Below are 21,956 nucleotides of genomic sequence, written 5' to 3'. Positions count from 1 at the left end.
GTAGGGTATACAGGTTAAAACTCGACGTCCAGCAAGCTACAGGACTTTACACACTCCCCTTCACCGCCCGCAGGCGGCGAAGGGGGCCGCGCTTATTTCAGGCAGCTGGAGCACTGACCGGCCTGGATCTTCTGGAAGAAGTCATTGCCTTTGTCATCCACCAGGATAAACGCCGGGAAATCCTCCACTTCGATTTTCCAGATCGCTTCCATGCCCAGCTCAGGATACTCCACACACTCCAGGCTCTTGATGCTCTGCTGCGCCAGCACCGCCGCCGGGCCGCCGATGCTGCCGAGATAGAAGCCGCCGTGCTTGTGGCAGGCATCCGTCACCTGCTGGCTGCGGTTGCCTTTCGCCAGCATGATCATGCTGCCGCCGTGGGATTGCAGCAGATCGACGTAAGAGTCCATACGCCCGGCGGTGGTTGGCCCCAACGAACCGGACGCGTAGCCCTCCGGCGTTTTGGCCGGGCCGGCGTAGTAGATCGGGTGGTCCTTGACGTACTGCGGCAGGCCTTCACCGCGATCCAGACGCTCTTTCAGCTTGGCGTGCGCGATATCGCGGCCGACGATGATGGTGCCGCTCAGCGACAGGCGGGTGGAAACCGGGTACTGCGACAGCTGTTTAAGGATCTCGGCCATCGGGCGGTTGAGATCGACTTTGATCGCCTCGCCTTCCCCGGCCTGACGCAGTTCCTGAGGAATGAATTTACCCGGATTGTGCTCCAGTTTTTCCAGCCAGATGCCGTCGCGGTTGATCTTGCCTTTGATGTTGCGGTCCGCCGAGCAGGAGACGCCCATGCCGACCGGGCAGGAGGCGCCATGACGCGGCAGGCGCACCACGCGGATATCGTGCGCGAAGTATTTGCCGCCGAACTGCGCGCCCAGCCCCAGGTTTTGCGCTTCTTGCAGCAGTTCCGCTTCGAGTTCCAGATCGCGGAACGCCTGGCCATGCTCGTTGCCTTCGGTCGGCAGGCCATCGTAATACTTGGTCGAGGCCAGCTTGACGGTTTTCAGCGTCGCTTCCGCCGAGGTGCCGCCGATGACGAACGCCACGTGGTACGGCGGGCAAGCCGCGGTGCCTAACGTGCGCATCTTGTCGACCAGGTAGTTTTTCAGTTTGCCCGGCGACAGCAGCGCCTTGGTTTCCTGATACAGATAGGTTTTGTTGGCGGAACCGCCGCCCTTGGCGATGCACAGGAACTTGTACTCTTCGCCGTCCACGCTGTAGAGATCGATCTGCGCCGGCAGGTTGCTGCCGGTATTGACCTCTTTATACATATCCAGCGCGGCGTTCTGCGAATAGCGCAGGTTCTCTTCGATGTAGGTGTTGTACACCCCGCGCGACAACGCCGCTTCATCGCCGCCGCCGGTCCAGACGCGCTGGCCCTTTTTGCCGACGATGATCGCCGTGCCGGTGTCCTGGCAGGTCGGTAAAATACCCTTGGCGGCGATTTCTGAGTTACGCAGAAATTGCAGCGCAACGTACTTGTCGTTTTCGCTGGCGTCCGGATCGTCGAGGATATCGGCCACCTGCTGCTGGTGCGCCGGGCGCAGCATGAACGAGGCGTCGTGGAACGCATGCTGGGCAAGCAGGGTTAACGCTTCAGGGGCAACTTTCAGAATTTCCTGGCCTTCAAATTCGCTCACGGAAACGTGGTCGCGGCTCAGCAGGTAGTATTCGGTATCGTCTTTCTTCAGCGGGAACGGATCTTGATAGTGGAACGGTTTATTCGACATTGATCTCTCACTTGCAACATCAGCTGCGTTAAATTCACACTTGCGGCGCACGGCTCGGCGCCTTGTCAAAAAACTGCCTCCACCTTACGTATTTTTAATCAGTCAGTTATTGCGCCAAATCGCAAAATAACCGCTCTTTGCGTAAGGGATTACCACAGGCGGCGTTTCAACCTTGCTCGGTGAGAACTGCGGGTACAGGCTCATCATGCACGCTTTATTATCCCGCAGTTAACACATTGATTACAATCCATCGGCGGCGATCGTCTCATCAATGTGGCGAAAAACCGGCGCGCAGCGCCAAGAAAGCGTCGGATGCGGATTTAGGCCGGGGCATATTGTCAGCCGCCGCGCCATTGCTTAAGCTAGGCCGCAATGAACAAACCAAGAATCCCCATCGCGCTGCAACAAGCGGTGATGCGCTGCCTGCGAGAAAAGCTGCAGTTGGCACGCCGGCATTTTGCCGTCGAGTTCCCCGAACCCAGCATCGTCTATCAGCAACGCGGCACCAGCGCGGGCACCGCCTGGCTGCAAAGCTGGGAAATCCGTCTGAACCCGGTGCTGCTGCTGGAAAACCAACAGCCGTTTATCGATGAAGTGGTGCCGCACGAGCTGGCGCACCTGCTGGTGTTTCGCCAATTCGGCCGGGTGGCGCCGCACGGCCGCGAATGGCGCTGGATGATGGAAAGCGTGCTGCTGACCCCCGCCAGCCGCACTCACCGTTTCGAAACCGCCTCGGTGCAAAGCAAAACCTTCCCCTACCGCTGCGGCTGCGGACAGCACCAGCTCACCATTCGCCGCCATAACCGCGTGCTGCGCGGCGAAAGCGAATACCGCTGCCGCCGGTGCGGCGAGAAACTGAAATTTCTTGCTAGCGAGAACCTTTAGTTAAACGATTTATACGTTAAAACAAGCAAATATCGCCATTTGCCACTGCCGGCAAGTTCCGTTACCCTGCCTGCTTTTCCAATTTTGAGCTGTTTTGGAATATGCTTCGCAGAATTTTGTTTATGGCGGTTTTCGCCGCAGGCGCCGTACAGGCGCACGGCATCAATAATTTTTCTCAGGCCAAGGCGGCGGCGGCCAAGATTAACCAGGATGCGCCGGGCAGTTTTTACTGCGGCTGCCGCATCGACTGGCAAGGCAAGAAGGGCATCCCGGATCTCGCCGGCTGTGGCTATCAGGTGCGTAAAAACGCCCAACGCGCGCAGCGCATCGAGTGGGAACACGTGGTGCCGGCCTGGCAGTTCGGCCACCAGCTGCAGTGCTGGCAGGACGGCGGGCGCAAGAACTGCAACAAAGACGCCACCTATCGCCAGATAGAAACCGATCTGCACAACCTGCAGCCGGCGATCGGCGAAGTGAACGGCGACCGCAATAACTTCATGTACAGCCAATGGAACGGCGGTGAAGGCCAATACGGGCAATGCCCGATGAAGGTGGACTTCAAGAATAAACAGGCGGAGCCGCCCGCCCGCGCCCGCGGCGCCATTGCCCGCACCTACTTCTACATGCGCGATCGCTACCAGCTGCGGCTGTCACGCCAGCAAACCCAGCTGTTCGAGGTGTGGAACCGGCAATATCCGGTGAGCCAATGGGAATGTCAGCGTGAAGCACGTATCGCCAAGGTGCAGGGCAACCACAACCCCTATATTCAACAGGCTTGTCAGCAGCGGAAAAGCTAACCTACTATAGCCTTTATCTTTCATGGCGCCGCCAACCCGCGGCGCCGTTTCGTCAGGATCAGACTACCCATGCGCATACCCCGCATTTACCATCCGCAGCCGTTGACCGATCGGGCGGAGATCGCCCTGAGCGAGGACGCCGCCAACCACGTCGGCCGCGTGCTGCGCATGAGCGCCGGCCAGGCGCTGCAGCTGTTCGACGGCAGCAACCAGGTGTTCGACGCCGAGATAGTTCGGGTGGACAAAAAGAGCGTGCTGGTGCGCCTCGGCGACGGCCGCGTGGATGACATCGAATCGCCGCTCAACCTGCATCTGGGCCAGGTGATCTCGCGCGGCGAGAAGATGGAGTTCACCATTCAGAAGTCCATCGAGCTGGGCGTCAACGTCATTACCCCGCTGTTTTCCGAGCGCTGCGGCGTCAAACTGGACGGCGAGCGTCTGGCGAAGAAAATCCAGCAATGGCAAAAGATCGCCATCGCCGCCTGCGAACAGTGCGGCCGTAACCGCATTCCCGAAATCCGCGAGGCGATGTCGCTGGAAGCCTGGTGCGCCGAGCAGGACGGCAGCCTGAAGCTCAACCTGCATCCGCGCGCCAGCCACAGCATCAACACGCTGCCGCAGCCGGTAGACCGCGTCCGCCTGCTGATCGGCCCGGAAGGCGGTTTGTCCGCCGACGAAATCGCCATGACCACCAACCACGGATTTACTGATATTCTGCTGGGGCCACGCGTGCTGCGTACCGAAACCACAGCGCTCACCGCCATTACCGCTCTGCAGGTCCGCTTCGGCGACCTGGGTTAAAGGAGAAAAGATGATTAAGCTCGGCATCGTGATGGACCCTATCGATTCCATCAACATCAAGAAAGACACCAGCTTCGCCATGCTGCTCGAAGCGCAGCGCCGCGGTTACGAATTGCACTACATGGAGATGAACGATCTCTATCTGCACGCCGGTGACGGGCGCGCCCGCACCCGCCTGCTGAGCGTGAAGGAAGACAAGGAGAACTGGTTCAGCTTCGGCAGCGAGCAGGATCTGGCGCTGCACGATCTGGACGTGATCCTGATGCGCAAGGATCCGCCGTTCGATACCGAATACATCTACGCGACCTACATTCTGGAGCGCGCCGAAGTCAAAGGCACGCTGGTGGTCAACAAGCCGCAAAGCCTGCGCGACTGCAACGAGAAGCTGTTCACCGCCTGGTTCCCGGAACTGACGCCGGACACGCTGGTCAGCCGCAGCGCCGCGCACATCCGCAAATTCCACCAGCAGCACGGCGACGTCATCCTGAAGCCGCTGGACGGCATGGGCGGCGCGTCTATCTTCCGCGTGAAGCAGGACGATCCTAACCTGTCGGTGATCATCGAAACCCTGACCGAACACGGCAGCCGTTTCTGCATGGCGCAGAACTTCCTGCCGGCGATCAAGGACGGCGACAAACGCATTCTGGTCGTCGACGGCGAGCCGGTGCCTTACTGCCTGGCGCGCATTCCGGCGCAGGGCGAAACCCGTGGCAACCTGGCGGCCGGCGGCCGCGGCGAAGCGCGTCCGCTGAGCGAGAGCGACTGGAAAATCGCCCGCGCTGTCGCGCCGACGCTGAAAGAGAAAGGGCTGATCTTCGTCGGCCTGGACGTGATCGGCGATCGCCTGACCGAAATCAACGTGACCAGCCCAACCTGCGCGCGCGAAATTGAGGCGGCATTCCCGATCTCGATTACCGGCATGCTGATGGACGCGATTGAAAAGCGCCTGGCCGCGAAGTAATGCGTCATGCGGGCGGCCTGCCGCCCGCTATCCTGCATCGCGCCCGCCAAAGCACGCCTTTGCACGCGGCTTGAAAGGCGGCGGGTATAGCCGCATACTGGCGGCTGTTTATTTTCTCACCCATTGATTACCTTATACTAACGCCATGAATTTACAGCACCATTTTCTGATCGCCATGCCCACCCTGCAGGATCCTCGCTTCAAGCGCTCGGTGATTTACGTCTGCGAGCACAACGAAGAAGGCGCCATGGGTTTGGTGATCAATAAACCGGTGGAGCAGTTCACGGTAGCCACGGTACTGAGCAAGCTGAAGATCATGCCGCCTGCGCGCGATCCGGCCATCAGCCTGGACAAGCCGGTGTTCGCCGGCGGCCCGCTGGCGGACGATCGCGGATTTATCCTGCATACGCCGCGCCACGGCTTCGGTGCCAGCATTCAAATTTCCCCCAACACCATGATCACCACCTCGAAAGACGTGCTGGAAACGCTCGGCACCCCGGAACAACCGGACGACGTGCTGGTGGCGCTGGGTTATGCAGGTTGGGAAAAGGGCCAGCTGGAGCAGGAGGTGTTGGAGAACGCCTGGCTGACCATCGAGGCCAACACCGACATTCTGTTCCGCACGCCGATCGCCAGCCGTTGGCGCGAGGCGGGGAACCTTCTGGGTATCGACATTCGCAGCATCGCCAACCACGCAGGACACGCCTGATGAGCAACCGCACCATTATCGCCTTCGACTTCGGCACCAAAAGCATCGGCGCGGCCGTCGGCCAGGAGTTGACCGGCAGCGCCCGCGCCCTGCCGGCCTTCAAAGCGCAGGACGGCTCGCCGGACTGGCTGAAAATCGAAAAGCTGCTGAAGGAGTGGCAGCCGGATCTGGTGGTGGTCGGCCTGCCGCTGAACATGGATGGCACCGAACAACCGGTGACTGCCCAGGCGCGCAAGTTCGCCAACCGCCTGCACGGCCGCTTCGGCATCCAGATCGATCTGCATGACGAGCGCCTGAGCACCGTGGAAGCGCGCGCCAACCTGTTCGATCGCGGCGGCTTCCGCGCGCTCGACAAAGGCAGCGTGGATTCCGCCTCTGCGGTGGTGATCCTCGAAAGCTGGTTCGAACGGCAGCTGGGTTAACTCCCCGCCCCTTCGCCAACACAATCCCCCAACACGCCGGCGTCGATCCGCTGCTGCAAACCTTGCTCAAAGGTTTGCATGCCGGACTGCGCGCCGGTTTGCAACACGCTCGCCAACTGATGGGTTTTCCCTTCGCGGATCAGGTTGCTGACCGCCGCCGTCGCCGTCAGCACCTCAAAGATCGCCACTCGCCCGCCGCCGGGCCGCCGCATCAGCTTTTGCGCGATCACCGCCTGCAGGCTGCCGGCCAGCTGGGCGCGCACATAGGGTTTCTCTTCCGCCGGAAACACGTCCACCAGCCGTTCCACCGCCTGCGGCGCGCTGCGGGTGTGCAGCGTCGCCAGCACCAGATGGCCGGTCTCCGCCGCGGTGAGCGCCAGCCGAATGGTGGCGACATCGCGCAGCTCGCCCAGCAGGATCACATCCGGATCTTCGCGCAACGCAGCGCGCAACGCCGTATCGAAGCTGTGACTGTCGCGGCCGATCTCCCGCTGCTGAATCAGCGATCGCCGACTGCGGTGCAGGAATTCGATCGGATCTTCCAGCGTTAAAATGTGCCGCGGCTGGTGCCGGTTGATCTCGTCAATCATCGCCGCCAGCGTGGTGGACTTGCCGCTGCCGGTGGCGCCGGTGACCAGGAGAAGCCCGTCGTCGCGCCGCAGCAGTGCCGGGACGATGGCCGGCGCCGCCAGCTCGGCAAGCGAAGGCGCCTGCCCGGCGATGCGCCGCAATGCGAGAGACATCCCCGCGCGTTGCTGAAAAACGTTGGCTCGCAGCCGCTCCCCACCCGGCCTGTGCAGCGCCAGATCGATCTGCCCCAGCCGCCGCAGGCTCTCGCGCTGCTGCGCATTCAGCAATCCGTCGCAGAGGGCCTGCACGCCTTGCGCCGTCAGCGTTGGCGCCGCCGCCAGCGGCTGCAGTTCACCGTCGATGCGCAACATCGGCGGATGACCGGCACAAAGGTGCAGATCGGAAGCATTATGCTTTACACTAAGGGCCACGAATTCATCGATATCCATATCACTCTCCCGGGTCAATAATGAGCACTATCCAACAGAACCTGCAGGATGTCAGAAACCGCATCGCGGCCGCCGCGCAAAACTGCGCGCGGGCGCCAGAAGAAGTTGCCCTGCTTGCAGTCAGCAAAACCAAACCTGTGGCGGCGATCGAAGAAGCCATCGCCGCCGGCCAGCGCGCCTTCGGCGAGAACTACGTGCAGGAAGGGGTAGACAAGATCCGGCATTTCGCCGAGTCGCCGCAGAGCGGCGAGTTGGTGTGGCACTTTATCGGCCCGCTGCAATCCAATAAGAGTCGGCTGGTGGCGGAACACTTCGCCTGGTGCCATACCGTAGATCGGCTGCGCATCGCCCAGCGCCTGAGCGATCAGCGCCCGGCCGGTATGCCGCCGCTCAACGTGCTGATTCAAATCAACATCAGCGATGAGCAGAGTAAATCCGGCATCGCGCTGGCCGAGCTGCCGGCGTTGGCCGAAGCGATCGCCGCGCTGCCGAACCTGACGCTGCGCGGCCTGATGGCCATCCCGGCGCCGGAAGCGGATTACCAGCGGCAGCTGGCGGTATTCAGCCGGATGAACGATGCCTTTCTCGCCCTGCGCCAGCGTTATCCGCAGGCCGATACGCTGTCGATGGGCATGACGGACGACATGGCGGCGGCGATCGCCGCTGGCAGCACCCTGGTGCGCATCGGCACCGCAATTTTTGGCGCCCGCGACTACTCGCAGGCCTGACAAACAGACGAGGGATTTGATGCAACATCGCAAGATTACCTTTATCGGCGCCGGCAACATGGCGCGTGCAATCATCGCCGGCCTGGTGGCGGGCGGCTATCCAGCCAAATCCATCAGCGTCTGCGCCCCTTCGGCGAAAAACCGTGACGCGCTGGCGGCGGACTACGGCATCGTCAGCAGCGGCGACAACGTCGCCTGCGCGCGCGCGGCCGACGTGGTGGTGCTGGCGGTCAAACCGCAGCTGATGGCCGACGTTTGCCAGCCGCTGCGCGAGCAGGTCGATTTCAGAGGCAAGCTGGTGCTGTCGATCGCCGCCGGTATTCAGGTCAGCCGTTTCTATCAGCTGCTCGGCGACAAGCTGAACATCGTGCGCATCATGCCCAACACCCCGTCGCTGGTCGGCAAGGGCATGAGCGGGCTGTACGCACCGGAACAGGTCAGCCGGCAGGATCGCGACTACACCGGCGATTTAATGGCGTCGGTCGGTAAAGTTTGCTGGGTCGATGACGAAAATGGCATCAACGGCGTGATCGCCGCCGCGGGCAGCGCCCCGGCCTATTTCTTCCTGTTTATGGAGGCGATGCAAAAAGAGGCCGAACGCATGGGCTTCGACAGCCAGACCGCGCGCGATCTGGTGCAGCAGGCCGCTTCCGGCGCCGCCGCGCTGGTGGAAGCCAACCCGGATACGCCGCTGGGCACGCTGCGCGAGCAGGTGACCTCCAAAGGCGGCACCACCGCCGAAGCGCTGCGGGTGTTCAACGAACGCCAACTGCCGGAAACCGTGGCGCAAGCGATGCAGGCCGCCGTTTCCCGTGCGCAAGAGATGGAAAAATTATTTTAAATAACCGCGAGTTAAGGAGAAGGACCACTTCATGCTAACGCTGACTTTCCTGGTCAAGACCGTTGTTGATCTGTACGTGATGGTGCTGTTGCTGCGCATTTGGATGCAGTGGGCGCGCACCGATTTTTACAACCCGTTCTCGCAGTTTGTGGTGAAGATCACCCAACCCGTGGTCGGCCCGCTGCGCCGCATCCTCCCGTCGCTGGGGCCTATCGACAGCGCTTCGCTGCTGCTGGCGTTCCTGCTGATGACTATCAAGTACCCGTTGCTGCTGCTGATCCAGGACGGCGCGATCTCGCTCAGCCCCTATAACCTGCTGTTCGGCCTGATCTCGCTGGTGAAGTCCGTCGGCTACCTGATCTTCTGGGTAATGATCATTCGTGCGCTGATGAGCTGGGTAAGCCAGGGCCGCAGCCCGATCGACTACGTGATGTACCAGCTGACCGAACCCTTGATGGCGCCGATCCGTCGCATCATCCCGGCGATGGGCGGCATCGACTTTTCCGCCATGGTGGTAATCCTGATCCTCTATCTGCTCAACTACCTGGGCATGGATCTGTTCCCCCAACTTTGGTTCCTGCTGTGAGTGCAGTCACTCCGGTGCTGGACGGGCTGGCGATCAGGCTATATATTCAGCCGAAAGCCAGCCGCGACCAAATTATCGGCTTACATGGCGACGAACTGAAAGTCGCCATCACCGCCCCGCCGGTCGACGGCCAAGCCAACGCCCATTTGATCAAGTTTATCGCCAAGCAGTTCAAAGTGGCGAAAAGCAGCGTCACCATCGAGAAAGGCGAACTGGGGCGGCATAAACAGTTACGCATCGTGAATCCGCAACAGATCCCCGCCGTGGTCGCGGCGCTCATCGAATAATTTTCAAGGTAGTCATTATGCAAAAAGTCGTTCTTGCCACCGGTAACCCGGGCAAAGTGCGCGAACTTGCCGACCTGTTGGCCGATTTCGGCCTGGACGTGGTCGCGCAAACCGATCTCGGCGTGGAATCCGCCGAAGAGACCGGGCTGACGTTTATCGAAAACGCCATTCTGAAAGCGCGCCATGCGGCACAGGTCACCGGCCTGCCGGCGATCGCCGACGACTCCGGCCTGGCAGTCGACGCGCTGGGCGGCGCGCCGGGCATCTACTCCGCACGCTATGCCGGTGAAGATGCCGACGATCGGCAGAACCTCGATAAGCTGCTGGCGGCGCTGAAAGACGTAGCGCCGGGCCGGCGCGGCGCGCAATTCCACTGCGTGCTGGTCTATCTGCGCCATGCAGAAGATCCGACGCCGCTGGTGTTCCACGGCAGCTGGGCCGGTGAGATCACCGAGCAGGCCGCCGGCGAAGGCGGCTTCGGTTACGATCCTGTCTTCTACGTGCCGGAGCTGGGCCGCACCGCCGCCGAGCTGAGCCGCGACGAGAAGCGGGCGATTTCGCACCGCGGCAAGGCGCTGACGCTGATGTTGGAAGCCATGCGCAATGCTTAAGCTGCCCCCGCTGAGTCTCTACATTCACATCCCGTGGTGCGTGCAGAAATGCCCGTACTGCGACTTCAACTCCCATGCGCTGAAGGGTGACGTGCCGCATCAGGAGTACGTCGATCATCTGTTGGCGGATCTGGATGCCGATCTGCCGCTGGCCGGCGGCCGGGAGATAAGCACCATCTTCATCGGCGGCGGCACCCCCAGCCTGCTGAGCGCAGAGGCGATGCAAGCCTTGCTGGACGGCGTGCGGGCGCGCATTCGCGTCGCCGACGACGCCGAAATCACCATGGAGGCCAACCCCGGCACCGTGGAGGCCGATCGCTTCAGCGGCTACCAGCGCGCCGGCGTCAACCGCATCTCCATCGGGGTGCAAAGCTTCAGCGCCGAGAAGCTGACCCGCTTAGGGCGCATCCACGGCCCGGAAGAGGCCAAGCGCGCGGCAACGCTGGCGACCGGCCTCGGCCTGCGCAGCTTCAACCTCGATCTGATGCACGGCCTGCCGGATCAGTCGCTGGAAGAGGCGCTGGACGATCTGCGCCAGGCTATCGCCCTGAACCCGCCGCACCTGTCGTGGTATCAGCTGACCATCGAGCCGAACACCCTGTTCAGCTCGCGCCCGCCGGTTTTGCCGGACGACGACGCGCTGTGGGATATCTTCGAACGCGGCCACCAGCTGCTGAGCGCCGCCGGCTATCAGCAGTATGAAACTTCGGCCTATGCCAAACCGGGCTACCAATGCCAGCACAACCTCAACTACTGGCGCTTCGGCGACTATCTGGGGATCGGCTGCGGCGCGCACGGCAAGGTGACCTTCAGCGACGGGCGCATCCTGCGCACCGCCAAGACCAAGCACCCGCGCGGCTTTATGCGCGGCGACTACATGGACAAGCAGCATGAGGTGGCGGCGGCGGATCGGCCGTTCGAATTCTTCATGAACCGCTTCCGCCTGCTGGAAGCTGCGCCGCGCGCCGACTTCGTCAACTACACCGGGCTGGCGGAAAGCGTCATTCGCCCGCAGCTGGACAAAGCGCTGGCCAAAGGCTATCTGGAAGAAACCGCAGAGCACTGGCAAATCACCGAGAAGGGCAAACTGTTCCTCAACTCGCTGCTGGAACTGTTCCTGGCGGACGACGAGTAAAAAAAAGCGCTGAATAATCAGCGCTTTTTTATTGGTGTTAATCCGGGTAAAACGTCTGAGACAGAATCTGCTGAGTTTCCCAGATGCCGTTTTCCGGATATACATCCAGCCCAGTTTCGGCCGTAGCGAGCGCAACGGCCTTCGACCAGACGACATCCAGCCAATCAGCATCGCTCAGTTTACCTTTTAGGCTGGGCGACTCTTTCAAGCTGTAAAGCACCTCTTTGCGCTGCGCTTTAATCGTTCTCTCCCAGCTGGTTCCGCGCCTGGCCGGCTGATATTTCCATTTAAGCAAATGTGCAATCAGCACCGTCATCCGGCTAGCAAGTTCCCTTTGCTCGCTCTTCCCCACGTCCTCAATCTCCTCGGCGATCTTTTCAATATCGATCTCAGACAATTTTCCGGAGCGCAAAAGAGCGGCCTGTTCATTTGCCCAGGCAACAACATCGGTTTCGTAACGTGTATGGCTCATAGCGTCCTCCGTAAACATCCATAAATCTGTACGTAGTTTGACCAGTCTGTCAGATAAGCTTAAGAAGGTCAAAAAACATACTGCCGAGAAGGTTCTTAAATCACTTCAACGCCTTCAGCAGATCCTTGCGCTGGGTTTCCAATGCGGTGACGCGGTTGCAAACGTCGTGACCGAAGTTCTGGAAGTCCTGCTCCTGGTTGTTCCACTCGTTCTGGATCGCCTTCTGCAAGCCGCCCAGGTTGCCCATGATCGCCTGCAGCGGATTGCCGCCGCTGTTGGCAGCCTGTTTGACGCCCATCTCGTTCAGGCTGTCCTGCAGCACGCCGCCCATGCTCTGCTGCACGATGTTGCGGCCATCCTGTTCCACTTGGTCAATCGCCTTGTGGTGGAAGGTCAGGCCGTCGCTGCGGTGCTCGATGATGCGGTTCATCTGCTGTTTCAGCTGGCCGTTGAGGGTGGTCAGCCGGTTGCGCACGTTGCTGTTGCTGCCCAGCTCTTTGACGATCACCTTATCCAGCGCTGCGCGGGCTTTCTCCAGGTGTTTCTGCGCGCCGTCGTCGATCCACGGTAGCTGCTTGCGCAGCGCGCTCTGGTAACTGAAGGCTTTCTGCCGCTGGCTGTCGCTCAGGCTCAGCGCCTGACCGTTGCGGATCACGTCACCATCCGGCGAAATTTGCAGGTCGCCGCTGGCGCCTTTCACCTGCACGCTCTGCGGGCTGATGATCACATCGTCCTGGGGTTTAACGCTGCATTGGTACTCGGCGTGGGCCTGCGCGGCAGTCGCCGCCAGCAGCAGTAAGGCTAACCCGGTTTTCTTCAACATAGCTTCTCCTGACTCCCATCCAGATTGGGATTAAAAAATCGAACGACCGATACGTTGAGACAACAGTTCCAGCGCCGCAGTTCCCGCCAGCGAGTTGCCGGAAGCATCCAGCTCCGGCGACCAGACGACGATCGACAGCTCGCCCGGCACAATGGCCACGATGCCGCCGCCCACGCCGGACTTGCCCGGCATCCCCACCCGATAGGCGAATTCGCCGGCGCCGTCGTACATGCCGCTGGTCATCATCAGGGCGTTGATCTGCCGGGCCTGCAGCGGGCTGATCACCGTCTCGCCGTTGAGATCGCGGCCGTGGTTGGCCAGATAAACGAAGCTGCGCGCCAGCTCCACGCAGCTCATGCGCAGCGCACAGTAGTGGAAATAGGTTTGCAGCACGGTGATCACGTCGTTCTCGAAGTTGCCGAACGACTTCATCAGATAGGCGATGGCCGCATTGCGATCGGAGTGTTCGAACTCGGAGCGCGCCACCCGCAGGTCATAGGCCAGGTCGTCTTCGCCGGCCAGCTGGCGCACCACCTCCAGCATGCGCTGTTTGGGGGCGCTGAGCCGGGTTTGCAGCATGTCGCACACCACCAGCGCACCGGGGTTGATAAACGGATTGCGCGGTTTGCCCTGCTCCATCTCCAGCTGCAGCAGCGAGTTGAACGGCAGGCCGGAAGGCTCTTTGCCGACGCGCCGCCAGATCTCAGGCTCCTGATAGCGCGTCAGCGCCAGCGTCAGGCTCAGCACTTTGGAGATCGACTGAATGGAGAAGCGCTCCTCGGCGTCGCCGGCCTGGAACAGTTCGCCGTCCACCGTGCAGACGGCGATCGCCAGCCGATCGGCGGGCACTTCCGCCAACGCCGGGATGTAGTCGGCCACTTTCCCCTGGCCAATCAGCGGGCGCACCTGTTGCAGGATTTCCTCCAGCAACGCGTTATCCAATGTTGTTACCACCTCGGTCACACTCCGGGCAAAACAAAGGCGCCGTTAAGGCACCTTAGATCAATAAAACGGCGCGGCGCGAAGCCGCGCTCATCGGGCAAGCGCGATCAATCCCACCAGATATCGAACAGATCGCTGACCTTAACGTCGGTCAGTTTGCGCGCTTCCAGCCAGTTTTTCACCAGCTCGCGCTGCTCGTCGGTGCAGTGGCCGATCTTCTGCAGGCAGATCAGACCTTCCCACTGCAGGTAGCCGCTACCGTCAAACGCCAGGCCGTTCGGCTCGATCACTTCATCGATGAAGGTATCCAGCGTGCTGTCGATGTCTTCCACCGACGTGCCTTCGGCGAAGCGCCAGGCTACGGAGAAACCCAGCTCCTGAAATTCTTCAATGTGCAACTTTTTACGTAAACGACGACTGCGGTTCTTAGCCATTATTCTTTCCTCTCAAACATCAAGTCCCAAACGCCATGTCCCAGGCGCTGGCCGCGTAATTCAAATTTCGTCAGTGGGCGCGAATCCGGACGCGGCACGTAATCATTATCGCTGGAAAGATTACGGTAGCCTGCGACCCCGTTCATAACCTCTAACATATGTTCCGCATAAGGTTGCCAATCGGTGGCCATGTGGAAGACGCCGCCGGTCTTCAGCTTGCGCAGCACCAGTTCGACAAACGGCGTTTGCACGATGCGGCGCTTGTTGTGGCGCGCCTTGTGCCACGGATCGGGGAAGAACAGCTGCACCATATCCAGCGAGCCGTCCGGGATCATGTTTTCCAGCACCTCAACCGCGTCGTGGCACATCACGCGCAGGTTGCTCAGCTTCGCCTCGTGGGCGTCGGCCAGGCAGGCGCCCACGCCCGGCGAGTGCACTTCGATCCCTAAAAAGTTCTGCTGCGGGTTGTTGCCCGCCATGGTCACCAGCGAGGCACCCATGCCAAAACCGATCTCCAGCACCGTCGGCGCGTCGCGGCCGAACAGCGCGGCGAGATCGACAGCGTCAGCCTGATACTCCACGCCCATCACCGGCCAATAGTTCTCCAGCGCGTGCTGCTGGCCTTTGGTCAGCCGCCCCTGGCGGCGGACAAAACTGCGGATACGGCGCATCGCGCGGCCGTTCTCATCAAATTCCGGAGAGATGACGTCATTAATCATAGTGCTTTCTGTCTGTTTGGCTGCCAATTAGGGAAACGCGCATTATGCAAAGATACATTGGTTTAGCAAGTGTTCATCTTCTGTACCCGCCGTGCGGCGTCGGAAAGTTCCGGTTTACAGCACCATGACTCTATGCTGCAATCTCGCTTCATTTTCTGCCGGATAACGACGCTGCTCATGATGCAAGCACAACAATTCGCACAGGTGGTGCTTGACTGGTATCAGCGCTACGGTCGCAAGACCCTGCCGTGGCAGCTGGAAAAAACCGCCTATCAAGTATGGCTCTCCGAGGTGATGTTGCAACAGACCCAGGTTGCCACCGTCATTCCTTATTTTCAGCGCTTTATGGCCCGTTTTCCCAACGTGCGCGCGCTGGCGGAAGCCCCACTCGATGAAGTGCTGCATCTGTGGACCGGCCTTGGCTATTACGCCCGCGCCCGCAACCTGCACAAGGCGGCGCAGACCATTGTCGCACAGCACGGCGGCGAGTTCCCGACAACCTTTGCAGAAATCGCCGATTTACCGGGCGTCGGCCGCTCTACCGCCGGCGCGGTGCTGTCGTTGGCGCTGGGCCAACACTATCCGATCCTCGACGGCAACGTGAAGCGCGTGCTGGCCCGCTGCTACGCGGTGGAGGGCTGGCCGGGCAAGAAAGAAGTCGAAAACCGGCTGTGGAAAATCAGCGAAGAGGTCACCCCGGCGCAGGGCGTCGGCCAGTTCAACCAGGCAATGATGGATCTGGGCGCCATGGTCTGCACCCGCTCCAAGCCCAAGTGCGAACTCTGCCCGCTCAACGTCGGCTGCCTGTCTTACGCCAACCACAGCTGGGCCAACTACCCCGGCAAGAAACCCAAGCAGACCCTGCCGGAAAAAACCGCCTACTTCTTATTGCTGCAGCACGGCGACCGGGTGTGGCTGGAGCAGCGCCCGGCGGTGGGCCTGTGGGGCGGCCTGTTCTGCTTCCCGCAGTTCAGCGCGCGCGTGGATTTGGAACTCTGGCTGCAGCAGCGCGGTCTGAAAGGCAAGCGCCTGGAGCAGCTGACCGCGTTTCGCCACACGTTCAGCCATTTCCACCTCGATATCGTGCCGATGTGGCTGTCGCTCGACGCGGCGGGCAGCGGCATGGATGAGGGCGCAGGTCTCTGGTATAACTTAGCGCAGCCGCCGTCGGTCGGGCTGGCAGCGCCGGTGGATCGCCTGTTGCAACAGCTGGCGAAGCAGCCCCCGATCCAACAAAACTTATATGGCGATAGCGCCATCGATGAGGAATTAGCATGAGCCGCACCATTTTTTGTACTTTCCTGCAGCGCGACGCCGAAGGCCAGGACTTCCAACTTTATCCCGGTGACGTCGGCAAGCGCATCTACAACGAGATCTCCAAGGAAGCCTGGGGCGAGTGGATGAAGAAGCAGACCATGCTGATCAACGAGAAGAAGCTGAATATGATGAACGTGGACGACCGCAAGCTGCTGGAAGAGGAAATGATCAAGTTCCTGTTCGAAGGGCACGACGTGCACATCGAAGGCTATACGCCGCCGAGCGAATAACGCTGTTGGGGCCAGGCGCTGGCCCGCTTCAATCCTCTTATACTTCTTCCAAACGGCTTTAAGATGAAGAAAATTTTAGCTTTGCTCGTAATAGCGCCTTTGCTGATCTCCTGTTCCGGCAAAAAAAGTGAAGAAATCAACGAAGCCTGGATTAAAGATACCAACGGCTTCGACATTCTGATGGGCCAATTCGCCCACAACATCGAGAACATCTGGGGTCTGAACGAAGTTCTGATCGCCGGGCCGAAAGACTACGTCAAATATACCGACCAATACCAAACCCGCAGCCACATCAACTTCGACACCGGCGCCATTACCATCGAGACCATCGCCACCACCGATCCAGCCGCGCACCTGCGCCAGGCGATCATCAGCACGCTGCTGATGGGTGACGATCCGGGGTCCATCGATCTCTATTCCGACGCCAACGATATCCAGATCAGCAAAGAGCCGTTCCTGTACGGCCAGGTGCTGGATAACAAGGGCGCGCCGATCCGCTGGGAATGGCGCGCGGCGCACTTCGCCGATTACCTGCTGCAGACCAAGCTGCAAAAACGTACCTCCGGCCTGCACGTGATCTACTCGGTCACCATCCAGCTGGTGCCGAACCACCTGGACAAACGTGCGCATAAATACCTGCCGATGGTGCGCAAGGCGTCGGAAAAATACGGCGTGGACGAGTCGCTGATCCTGGCGATCATGCAGACCGAATCGAGCTTCAACCCGTATGCGGTGAGCGGTTCGGACGCGCTGGGCCTGATGCAGGTGGTGCAGCATACCGCCGGTAAGGATGTGTTCCAGATGCGCGGCAAATGGGGCACCCCGAGCCGCAGCTACCTGTTCGATCCGGAGAACAACATCGACACCGGCACCGCCTACCTGGCTATCCTGCAGAACAACTACCTGGGCGGCATTCAGAACCCGACCTCGCGCCGCTATGCGGTGATCACCGCCTACAACGGCGGCGCCGGCAGCGTGCTGCGGGTGTTCTCCAGCGACAGAACGCGCGCGGTGGGCATCATCAACGGCATGCAACCGGGCGACGTGTACCAGACGCTGACCACCAAGCACCCGGCAGCCGAGTCGCGCCGCTATCTGGTGAAAGTGAATACCGCGCAGAAGAGCTACCGCAGAAAGTAACGCGTTCCGCGTGGATAAATGAGAAGGGCCGGTGCGAACCGGCCCTTTTTCTATGGCTTGATCATATAGCCGAAGATGCGCTTCCAGCCGTGATCTTTTTTCTCGATGTAGACCCCCTGCAGCTCCGGCGAGAAGCCCGGCAGGCGGTTGATGCCCTCTTCCAGCGCCAGGAAGTAGCGTTGCACCGCGCCGCCCCACACTTCGCCCGGCACCACGCACAGCACGCCCGGCGGGTACGGCAAGGCCCCTTCCGCCGCGATGCGCCCTTCCGCCTGGCCGATCGGCACCAGCTCGACGTTATCGCGGATAAACTCCACGTTGGCGTCCTGCGGGTTCATCACCACCGGCGGGAAGTGATCCTGCCGGAACATCTCCTTTTGCAGCTGTTTGACGTCGAAGCTGACGTACAGATCGTGCATCTCCTGGCACAGCCGGCGAATGCTGTAGCCGCGGTAGCGCTGCTCGTTCTTGCGGTACACCGTTGGCAGCACCACGCTCAGCGGCGCGTCCTCTGCAACATAGCGCTCGAACTGCGCCAGCATCTCCACCAGGTGCTCCATCTTGGCCGGGTTTTCCGCCGGGGTCAGCAGGAACAGGATCGAGTTGAGATCGCACTTCTCCGGCACGATGCCGTTCTCACGCAGGAAGTTGGCCAGAATGGTGGCCGGCACGCCGAACTCGGTGTATTGGCCCGTCGCGGCGTCGATGCCCGGCGTGGTCAGCAGCAGCTTGCACGGATCCACCAAATACTGATCCTGGGCATAGCCTTCGAAGCCGTGCCACGTTTCCCCCGGCACGAAGGTGAAGAAGCGCGCGTCGTTGGCGATAAGGTCAGTATCGTGATCCTGCCAGTCTTTGCCCGCCACCTGCTGCGGAATAAACGGCTTCAGCTGCGAGCAGCGCTTGAGCAGCTGTTTGCGGGTCTCGATGCCCAGCTTGACGCAGTCCATCCACATGCGGCGCCCGGCGGGGCCGGCGTGCATCTTGGCGTTGACGTCCAGCGCGGCGAACAGCGGATAGAACGGGCTGGTCGACGCATGCAGCATGAACGCGTTGTTCAGGTGCTTGTGGTTGCAGTGGCGCTTTTGCCCTTTGATATGGTCGTCTTTCTTGTGGATCTGCGAGGTCTGCGAGAACCCCGCCTGCTGTTTATGCACCGACTGGGTGACGAAAATGCCCGGATCGTGTTCGTCCAGCTCCAGCAGCAGCGGCGAGCACTCTTTCAGCATCGGGATAAAGCCTTCGTAGCCCACCCAGGCGGAGTCGAACAGGATGTAGTCGCACAGGTGGCCGATGGTGTCGATCACCTGGCGAGCGTTGTAAATCGTGCCGTCGTAGGTGCCGAGCTGAATAATCGCCAGCCGGAACGGCCGCGCCGCCGCGGCCTTCTCAGGCGCCACCTCGCGGATCTGCTCACGCAGGTAGCGTTCGTCGAAGCAGTGCGCATCGATGCCGCCGATAAAGCCGAACGGGTTACGGGCGGTTTCCAGATAGACCGGCGTGGCCCCAGCCTGGATCAGCGCCCCGTGGTGGTTGGATTTATGGTTGTTGCGATCGAACAACACCAGATCGCCACGGGTCAGCAGCGCGTTGGTCACCACCTTGTTGGCCGCCGAGGTGCCGTTGAGCACGAAGTAGGTTTTATCGGCGTTGAACACCCGCGCCGCGTGCTTTTGCGCATCCTTGGCCGACCCTTCGTGGATCAGCAGATCGCCCAGCTTGACGTCGGCGTTGCACATATCGGAACGGAACAGGGTCTCACCGTAGAAATCGAAGAACTGCCGGCCGGCCGGGTGCTTGCGGAAGAACTCGCCGCCCTGATGCCCCGGGCAGGCGAAGGTCGAGTTTTCCATCTCGACGTAGGTCTTCAGCGTTTTGAAGAACGGCGGCAGCAGCGCCTGCTCGTAGGCGTCGGCGGCGGCCTCCAGCTGCGCCATGTAGAACGGCTTGCTGGCGCCGGCCAGCAGCGCGAAAACCCCACTGACGAACGGCAGATAGTCCGGCGAGAGATGCTCGTCCCCTTCCACCGCCACGAAGGTCGGAATGTCGAACCCCGTCGCCTGCAAGCGCGCCAGAATGCCGGCGTTCACGTCGGCGACCGACACCACCACCGCCGCCACGTCGGTGTAGTCCGTCTGCTCTACGCGCACGATTTGGCGCAGCGTCTCAATGGTGGCGACCAGGCTGGCGCTGGTCGCGATTTTCAATTCTTTCATCATGCTGACTCTCAAACGGTGAAGGATGAGGGTGTGCCACCGGCACGGTAATGAGATAACGCGGTTATCCCGGTAAAGCGATACCCGGGCACGGCAGCATAAGCGGCGTGCGTGACCGGCTCATGATCGGGGATCATCAGGCGGCTATCGGGGGAACTGGTCTTGGCAGCGTCCGACAGGCATCAGTAAAATCAGGGCCATAGCGCTGGCTTTACGCATGCCTAACAGCGAGCATCAGGCGGCCTTACCGCATGGCCGGCAGGCGTATTCGGGCGGATGACGTGCAAAGGAGACAACGGCGGAACGGTGGCGGCGTCAGATGTCTGGTGCGCAGCAGCGCTTGAGCAACAAAACCAGTCATGCCAATAACCCTCTGGCTTATAAGAAGCGGGAACACCGTCAGGGAACGGAGAGTGCTAAAATTTGCGCAATGATTGCATGATTCGTTGCGGGGTTCAAGCAAGAATCGCCTTGGTTTAACGCGCATTGATTTTAAAATAACGCATTGTTATTCAATTAAAAAATCATAAAAATTCATCTTAACGACGGTATAAATACACGTTTTATATGCATATTTATTGAATGACGATACCCTCCCATTCCCCACTCCGCCAGGTTCGCTGCCTGAAAATAGAGCAACCGATCGGCTTTGTGACAGAAAGCGATTGACGCCACCCGGCCAATACGGTTTAATGCGCCCCGTTGCCCGGATAGCTCAGTCGGTAGAGCAGGGGATTGAAAATCCCCGTGTCCTTGGTTCGATTCCGAGTCCGGGCACCATATTTAGAGAACCCAGCCTATGGCTGGGTTTTTCGCTTTCTGGAGTACGGACTCTCCATCGAACTACGTTCGATTATTCGGCCCAAAGTCCTCACCCTGCGGGCCAGCGCTAAAGCGCTGTTCAACCCGGCGCAGGCGCCGGTTGTCCGAGTCCGGGCACCATATTCAGAGAACCCAGCCTATGGCTGGGTTTTTGCTTTTCAGGGACAGGACTCTCCATCGAACTGCGTTCGATTATGAGGCCTGAAGGCCTCACCCTGCGGGCCAGCGCTAAAGCGCTGTTCAACGCGGCGCCAGCGCCGGTTGTCCGAGCCCGGTCGCCCTATTTAGAGAACCCAGCCTATGGCTGGGTTTTTCACTTTCTGGGATACGGACTCTCCATCGAACTGCGTTCGATTATTCGGCCCAAAGGCCTCACCCTACGGGCCAGCGCTGAAGCGCTGTTCAACCCGGCGCAGGCGCCGGTTGTCCGAGTCCGGGCACCCTATTTAGAAGAACCCGCCTATGGCGGGTTTTTCGTTTTCTGGGATACGGACTCTCCATCGAACTACGTTCGATTATTCGGTCTGAAGGCCTCACCCTGCGGGCCAGCGCTAAAGCGCTGTTCAACCCGGCGCAGGCGCCCGTTGTCCGAGTCCGGGCACCATATTCAGAATAACCCGCCTATGGCGGGTTTTTCGTTTTCTGGGATACGGACTCTCCATCGAACTACGTTCGATGATGCGGCCAAGGGCCTCGCTCGGAAGAAGGCAAAGTGCAGCGCGTGGTCGATCTGCGGCCGCGCTGAGGCGCAGTACATACATAGCGGGACATCAGCAACGTCCTAAGCTCGAGGATTGGCTCAATGGCTGAGTGTCTAAAAGCATCCGCTGCAATGCTCTCGTGCAGAACTATTCCTACAAAACGGACTCCGGCATTGATCGCGACCAGAGCCGAGAAGAACTATATAGTTAATGAACGTATACCGAATAACTGTTTGAGCTGAAAATCAACGGCTGGAAGAACCGGTGAAAATAAATGACGAGTGGTTTTATACGGAAAAATTTTTCCCTGGTTTACTATGTGGTCTCTGATTTTTAACGGGCAGAAGGGCTCACCATTATTCCAGTCGTGTACTCTCACGCGTACATCAGTATAATCAAGCAATATACAAGGAAGGTACATTAGCCCAAGATTATTGGCCACACGATATCGATGGTTGCCATCCATAATGATCCCCGTGTGCTTTTCAATGGGAACGGGTGTTATCCATTTTTGGCAACGCGCTATCTCCTCTGTTAATGCTATAACATGTTCCATATTGACCTCTTCAGAGGGACGGATCAAGGCAACTGGGTGTAATATTACCTCATACTGCATGTT

The 21,956-nt window shown here is 60.1% G+C and carries 24 protein-coding genes and 1 tRNA gene; 16 read left to right on the top strand and 9 right to left on the bottom strand.

Features of this window, described 5'->3' with window-relative positions:
• Nucleotides 1-92: 92 nt before the first annotated feature.
• On the bottom strand, nucleotides 93-1,739 hold the full coding sequence (gene fumA / locus AWX27_RS12925; protein ID WP_033635936.1) for a class I fumarate hydratase FumA: 1,647 nt from the start codon (nucleotides 1,737-1,739) through the stop codon (nucleotides 93-95).
• Between the two features lie 372 nt (nucleotides 1,740-2,111).
• Here fumA and AWX27_RS12920 point away from each other — a divergent pair, with 372 nt between their 5' ends.
• From AWX27_RS12920 to ruvX, 6 genes are all read left to right on the top strand, one after another.
• The gene (locus tag AWX27_RS12920; protein WP_016930082.1) at nucleotides 2,112-2,624 is read left to right on the top strand and encodes a SprT family zinc-dependent metalloprotease; all 513 of its coding nucleotides are present in this window, start codon (nucleotides 2,112-2,114) and stop codon (nucleotides 2,622-2,624) included.
• Between the two features lie 101 nt (nucleotides 2,625-2,725).
• On the top strand, nucleotides 2,726-3,421 hold the full coding sequence (gene endA / locus AWX27_RS12915) for a deoxyribonuclease I (RefSeq protein ID WP_038879275.1): 696 nt from the start codon (nucleotides 2,726-2,728) through the stop codon (nucleotides 3,419-3,421).
• A 69-nt stretch (nucleotides 3,422-3,490) separates the two neighbouring features.
• Nucleotides 3,491-4,222, top strand: a complete 732-nt coding sequence (rsmE, locus tag AWX27_RS12910) for a 16S rRNA (uracil(1498)-N(3))-methyltransferase (protein WP_033635938.1) — start codon at nucleotides 3,491-3,493, stop codon at nucleotides 4,220-4,222.
• Nucleotides 4,223-4,232: 10 nt separating this feature from the next.
• On the top strand, nucleotides 4,233-5,183 hold the full coding sequence (gene gshB, locus AWX27_RS12905) for a glutathione synthase (RefSeq protein ID WP_047729854.1): 951 nt from the start codon (nucleotides 4,233-4,235) through the stop codon (nucleotides 5,181-5,183).
• Between the two features lie 145 nt (nucleotides 5,184-5,328).
• Nucleotides 5,329-5,892: a YqgE/AlgH family protein gene (locus AWX27_RS12900; RefSeq protein ID WP_033635940.1), complete on the top strand. Its 564-nt coding sequence runs from the start codon at nucleotides 5,329-5,331 to the stop codon at nucleotides 5,890-5,892.
• Nucleotides 5,892-6,314 carry a Holliday junction resolvase RuvX gene (gene ruvX / locus AWX27_RS12895; protein WP_015379046.1) on the top strand — a complete coding sequence of 141 codons (423 nt, stop codon included), beginning with the start codon at nucleotides 5,892-5,894 and terminating at the stop codon, nucleotides 6,312-6,314. Before AWX27_RS12900 ends, ruvX begins: the two co-directional genes overlap by 1 nt.
• Here ruvX and AWX27_RS12890 read toward each other — a convergent pair.
• A complete protein-coding gene (locus AWX27_RS12890; protein WP_060422659.1) occupies nucleotides 6,311-7,333 on the bottom strand; it encodes a type IV pilus twitching motility protein PilT in 1,023 nt (340 codons plus the stop codon). The two genes, ruvX and AWX27_RS12890, sit on opposite strands and share 4 nt — an antisense overlap.
• Before the next feature lie 20 nt (nucleotides 7,334-7,353).
• Between AWX27_RS12890 and AWX27_RS12885 the strand changes: the two genes are divergently transcribed.
• The 6 genes from AWX27_RS12885 to hemW are packed head-to-tail and all read left to right on the top strand — an operon-like array spanning nucleotide 7,354 to nucleotide 11,521.
• Entirely contained in the window at nucleotides 7,354-8,061 is a 708-nt protein-coding gene (locus AWX27_RS12885; protein ID WP_060422654.1) for a YggS family pyridoxal phosphate-dependent enzyme, read from the top strand.
• A 19-nt stretch (nucleotides 8,062-8,080) separates the two neighbouring features.
• Entirely contained in the window at nucleotides 8,081-8,902 is an 822-nt protein-coding gene (gene proC, locus AWX27_RS12880; protein WP_060422650.1) for a pyrroline-5-carboxylate reductase, read from the top strand.
• 31 nt (nucleotides 8,903-8,933) lie between these two features.
• Nucleotides 8,934-9,488 carry a YggT family protein gene (locus AWX27_RS12875; RefSeq protein WP_019456092.1) on the top strand — a complete coding sequence of 185 codons (555 nt, stop codon included), beginning with the start codon at nucleotides 8,934-8,936 and terminating at the stop codon, nucleotides 9,486-9,488.
• Nucleotides 9,485-9,775 (top strand): DUF167 family protein YggU, encoded by a 291-nt coding sequence (gene yggU / locus AWX27_RS12870; protein WP_033649585.1) that lies wholly within the window; start codon nucleotides 9,485-9,487, stop codon nucleotides 9,773-9,775. Before AWX27_RS12875 ends, yggU begins: the two co-directional genes overlap by 4 nt.
• Nucleotides 9,776-9,792: 17 nt before the next feature.
• The gene (locus AWX27_RS12865) at nucleotides 9,793-10,386 is read left to right on the top strand and encodes an XTP/dITP diphosphatase (protein WP_060422645.1); all 594 of its coding nucleotides are present in this window, start codon (nucleotides 9,793-9,795) and stop codon (nucleotides 10,384-10,386) included.
• Nucleotides 10,379-11,521: a radical SAM family heme chaperone HemW gene (gene hemW / locus AWX27_RS12860; protein WP_060422641.1), complete on the top strand. Its 1,143-nt coding sequence runs from the start codon at nucleotides 10,379-10,381 to the stop codon at nucleotides 11,519-11,521. The genes AWX27_RS12865 and hemW overlap by 8 nt, the downstream gene beginning before the upstream one ends.
• Nucleotides 11,522-11,558: 37 nt before the next feature.
• Here hemW and AWX27_RS12855 read toward each other — a convergent pair whose 3' ends face one another.
• From AWX27_RS12855 to trmB, 5 genes are all read right to left on the bottom strand, one after another.
• Nucleotides 11,559-11,993 (bottom strand): DUF29 domain-containing protein, encoded by a 435-nt coding sequence (locus AWX27_RS12855; protein WP_016930094.1) that lies wholly within the window; start codon nucleotides 11,991-11,993, stop codon nucleotides 11,559-11,561.
• A 100-nt stretch (nucleotides 11,994-12,093) separates the two neighbouring features.
• The gene (locus AWX27_RS12850; protein ID WP_038879295.1) at nucleotides 12,094-12,816 is read right to left on the bottom strand and encodes a YggN family protein; all 723 of its coding nucleotides are present in this window, start codon (nucleotides 12,814-12,816) and stop codon (nucleotides 12,094-12,096) included.
• A 30-nt stretch (nucleotides 12,817-12,846) separates the two neighbouring features.
• Nucleotides 12,847-13,770: a glutaminase B gene (glsB, locus tag AWX27_RS12845; protein ID WP_060423108.1), complete on the bottom strand. Its 924-nt coding sequence runs from the start codon at nucleotides 13,768-13,770 to the stop codon at nucleotides 12,847-12,849.
• A gap of 95 nt (nucleotides 13,771-13,865) precedes the next feature.
• Nucleotides 13,866-14,192, bottom strand: a complete 327-nt coding sequence (locus tag AWX27_RS12840) for a YggL family protein (RefSeq protein ID WP_019456098.1) — start codon at nucleotides 14,190-14,192, stop codon at nucleotides 13,866-13,868.
• On the bottom strand, nucleotides 14,192-14,911 hold the full coding sequence (gene trmB, locus AWX27_RS12835; protein WP_033654659.1) for a tRNA (guanosine(46)-N7)-methyltransferase TrmB: 720 nt from the start codon (nucleotides 14,909-14,911) through the stop codon (nucleotides 14,192-14,194). Before trmB ends, AWX27_RS12840 begins: the two co-directional genes overlap by 1 nt.
• A 177-nt stretch (nucleotides 14,912-15,088) precedes the next feature.
• Here trmB and mutY point away from each other — a divergent pair, with 177 nt between their 5' ends.
• The 3 genes from mutY (at nucleotide 15,089) to mltC (ending at nucleotide 17,598) form a co-directional block, all read left to right on the top strand.
• Complete coding sequence (gene mutY / locus AWX27_RS12830) at nucleotides 15,089-16,189, top strand: A/G-specific adenine glycosylase (RefSeq protein WP_004937408.1); 1,101 nt, start codon at nucleotides 15,089-15,091, stop codon at nucleotides 16,187-16,189.
• Entirely contained in the window at nucleotides 16,186-16,458 is a 273-nt protein-coding gene (locus tag AWX27_RS12825) for an oxidative damage protection protein (protein WP_004937404.1), read from the top strand. The genes mutY and AWX27_RS12825 overlap by 4 nt, the downstream gene beginning before the upstream one ends.
• A gap of 63 nt (nucleotides 16,459-16,521) precedes the next feature.
• A complete protein-coding gene (gene mltC / locus AWX27_RS12820; RefSeq protein WP_004937402.1) occupies nucleotides 16,522-17,598 on the top strand; it encodes a membrane-bound lytic murein transglycosylase MltC in 1,077 nt (358 codons plus the stop codon).
• A 50-nt stretch (nucleotides 17,599-17,648) separates the two neighbouring features.
• On the opposite strand, the gene speF is transcribed toward mltC, so the two are convergent.
• Nucleotides 17,649-19,814, bottom strand: a complete 2,166-nt coding sequence (speF, locus tag AWX27_RS12815) for an ornithine decarboxylase SpeF (protein ID WP_048234788.1) — start codon at nucleotides 19,812-19,814, stop codon at nucleotides 17,649-17,651.
• A 704-nt stretch (nucleotides 19,815-20,518) separates the two neighbouring features.
• Here speF and AWX27_RS12810 point away from each other — a divergent pair.
• Nucleotides 20,519-20,594 (top strand) — tRNA-Phe (locus AWX27_RS12810).
• Nucleotides 20,595-21,536: 942 nt separating this feature from the next.
• Here AWX27_RS12810 and AWX27_RS24560 read toward each other — a convergent pair.
• On the bottom strand, nucleotides 21,537-21,953 hold the full coding sequence (locus tag AWX27_RS24560) for a ParB N-terminal domain-containing protein (protein WP_072265500.1): 417 nt from the start codon (nucleotides 21,951-21,953) through the stop codon (nucleotides 21,537-21,539).
• Between the last annotated feature and the right edge of the window lie 3 nt (nucleotides 21,954-21,956).

The sequence above is a fragment of the Serratia sp. 2880STDY5682894 genome (genome assembly GCF_001537385.1).
GTDB classification, from domain to species: domain Bacteria; phylum Pseudomonadota; class Gammaproteobacteria; order Enterobacterales; family Enterobacteriaceae; genus Serratia; species Serratia nevei.
The sequence above is the reverse complement of the archived record's forward strand: the minus strand, read 5'-3'. Positions and strand labels throughout refer to the sequence as shown.